The organism is Bartonella sp. AD328YNZD, from assembly GCF_042196425.1.
This window is the reverse complement of record NZ_JBHIQG010000339.1, coordinates 1-2,485: the sequence shown is the minus strand read 5'-3', so window position 1 is coordinate 2,485 and position 2,485 is coordinate 1. Positions and strand designations below refer to the sequence as shown.

Below are 2,485 nucleotides of genomic sequence, written 5' to 3'. Positions count from 1 at the left end.
TCCGATTTACGTGAATCTGGTTCAATCGAGCAAGATGCCGACATTGTTCTGTTTGTTTATCGTGAAGAATACTATCTCAAAAATGAAGAACTAAAAGAAGGCACTGCTGAGTATAGCAAGTGGCAAGATGCAATGGAGCAAGCCAAGGGTAAAGCCGAGGTTATTATAGCAAAACAACGCCATGGTCCGACAGGAATCGTTCCCCTTGCCTTTCAATCCGATTTTACACGCTTTAGTGATTTATAACATAATGTAAAACATTAAATAATTGTTATTAGACAACTGAAAACATTGTAAAAACACATAAAATATGTTATGATCTTTACATCATTTAATGGGACTTACAAACATGCTTAATAAAGTGATTTTAATTGGTCATTTAGGTGCAAATCCAGAAAGCAAAACAATGTCATCTGGCATCGAGGTGGTCAATTTTCGAATGGCAACGTCTGAGAGCTATACAGACAAGGCAACCAATAAGAAAGTAGACAAAACAGAATGGCATTCCATTGTGGTGTTTAATCCACATCTTGCAAAAATAGCACTCCAGTATCTCAATAAAGGCAGCAAAGTTTATATCGAGGGGCGACTACAAACCCGTAAATGGCAAGATAAAAATGGTATTGATCGGTATGTAACAGAAGTCATATTGCCTCCGTACAAAGGCGAGTTAAAGCTTTTAGATGGCAAAAATGATGATAATCAAGATCAGTCATCTGCTTATGACAGAAGCATTTACAGACCTCTTGATACGCCCCATACCGTTATGAATGACAGTGTTCCTTTTTAAACAGAAGGTGCTTTAATGGATAGTAAAAAGAAGTCTAGGGTTAGTACAGAAGAATCTGAACCCGTTTATATGCTTACAGAGAATGATATAGAGCTGTTAAGAGATTGTATGTCATCTACATCAATGAGTTATTACAGTATAGTGATGGGTGCTTTATTGAGTACACTTTTCATTCTGCTCTTAAAACTTTCTTGGGATCAAAGTCACTTAAAACTTAAGTTAGGTGTTGCTGCTGTAATATGCATTTTAGTGGTTTTATTGTTCTTTTTAAATCGAATTTCATGGTCAAGATCAGAGAGAATTTGGCAAGATATTAAACAGACATCTGAGGACATAAGTGAAAAAAAATAAAAAAAGGGGACGCCCTAAAATAGCAGGGCAGCTAAGAGAAGCAAATGGACGTATATCACGTTGCAAAACACCGCGTGAAGCCGTTGATAAATTGGCAATAGAAATGCGTGCAAAGCGCTTCGGTTTAACGCTACAGGAGGCAAAAAATCCACTTTCTGGTACCTATATCGGGCGTCTTTGTTTGCAAGGCGTGATTACTCAAGAGCAATATGATGCCGCGCAACAGTACTTACAGATAAGAAATAATTACCTTTGTGCAAAGGGCTTGCCTAATGCAATTTATGACGAAATGCCGTCATCATCTGATGATAAGGCAAGAGACAAATGGGTAGAATTTGCAACAGAGCAGTTTATAAACATGCAAGAGGCACTAAAAGAAGCCCAATGCCTCTATAGACAGTATAATCTTCATGCTGCGTTACAGTCCCTCGTTATAGAAGATCAAATGCTACCACACCTTGTGAATTCATTGCGTATCGTTCTTAATGTTATTAGGAAGTATTTTCATTAGAAGCTTTTTTTTCATCTTTTTCATCAGGTTTATCATTATCTGAATATGCAATCATAATGAAATAGCCAATCAATATTATTACTGATACTATTGCCGTTACTATTGCCGTCGTTTTGCTCCAACAAAGACCCGCAAAAAATATAAGTATTACACAATACATTTTAATTAGAAATCCAGGATAGCCTTTAATATCTTTCGTTGGAGGATTGAATGTGAATGGGATCGCAATAATAGAACATATTATTGCTGTAATAAACAATACGGATGATATATCCAACATATCACGATTATCAGAGAAATACCATATAATAAACCATAAGATAAGCAGTGGTAAAAATAGTGCAGTGCTGTATGAAATTGCTTCTTCCCATGTGTTTCCGTTTGATTTAATGTTACAAATCGCAATTAATGCCATAAACGCTATTATTAAACACAAGCTATATATAAATCCTAAGAACTTTGCTCCTATTATTAATAGAAAAATAAGGACTCCAATCATAGCGGCACCTATACCGTAACCAACTATAGCACATAAAGCTTCCAGTATAATTCCAGTAAATGGAAGTAATAGTAGAATACATAAGATAATTAATACGATTGTCATGTTTATTGCTCTTTAATTGGTTTTATTGGAATTATCATTAACTGATTCCCTTTGAAATTATCAATATGTGTTATTTTTATGTTGACAAAGTGTAGCAAATCGTATTTAATGACATTACTGTACTTAGGCGTATTGTGTCTAGAGAGGGAAATGTACAGTTCAAAATCCCCGCAAATGCGGGGTTTTTTATTATCTGGAGGGTGTATTTTATGACATCACAAAATACAGA

Annotated in this window: 5 protein-coding genes; 4 read left to right on the top strand and 1 reads right to left on the bottom strand. The window is 35.3% G+C overall.

All coding sequences use genetic code 11. The annotated features are described in order from the left end of the window. The 4 genes from ACFIO3_RS11500 to ACFIO3_RS11485 form a co-directional block, all read left to right on the top strand. The coding region (locus ACFIO3_RS11500) for a DnaB-like helicase C-terminal domain-containing protein (RefSeq protein ID WP_375704490.1) at window positions 1-246 on the top strand (246 nt) is incomplete at its 5' end. A gap of 103 nt (window positions 247-349) precedes the next feature. Then, on the top strand, window positions 350-790 hold the full coding sequence (gene ssb, locus ACFIO3_RS11495; protein WP_375704489.1) for a single-stranded DNA-binding protein: 441 nt from the start codon (window positions 350-352) through the stop codon (window positions 788-790). A gap of 15 nt (window positions 791-805) precedes the next feature. Continuing rightward, window positions 806-1,141: a hypothetical protein gene (locus ACFIO3_RS11490; RefSeq protein WP_375607479.1), complete on the top strand. Its 336-nt coding sequence runs from the start codon at window positions 806-808 to the stop codon at window positions 1,139-1,141. Continuing rightward, entirely contained in the window at window positions 1,128-1,652 is a 525-nt protein-coding gene (locus ACFIO3_RS11485) for a hypothetical protein (protein WP_375607480.1), read from the top strand. Before ACFIO3_RS11490 ends, ACFIO3_RS11485 begins: the two co-directional genes overlap by 14 nt. Here ACFIO3_RS11485 and ACFIO3_RS11480 read toward each other — a convergent pair. Further along, the gene (locus ACFIO3_RS11480; RefSeq protein WP_375607481.1) at window positions 1,633-2,256 is read right to left on the bottom strand and encodes a hypothetical protein; all 624 of its coding nucleotides are present in this window, start codon (window positions 2,254-2,256) and stop codon (window positions 1,633-1,635) included. The two genes, ACFIO3_RS11485 and ACFIO3_RS11480, sit on opposite strands and share 20 nt — an antisense overlap. Window positions 2,257-2,485: the final 229 nt, after the last annotated feature.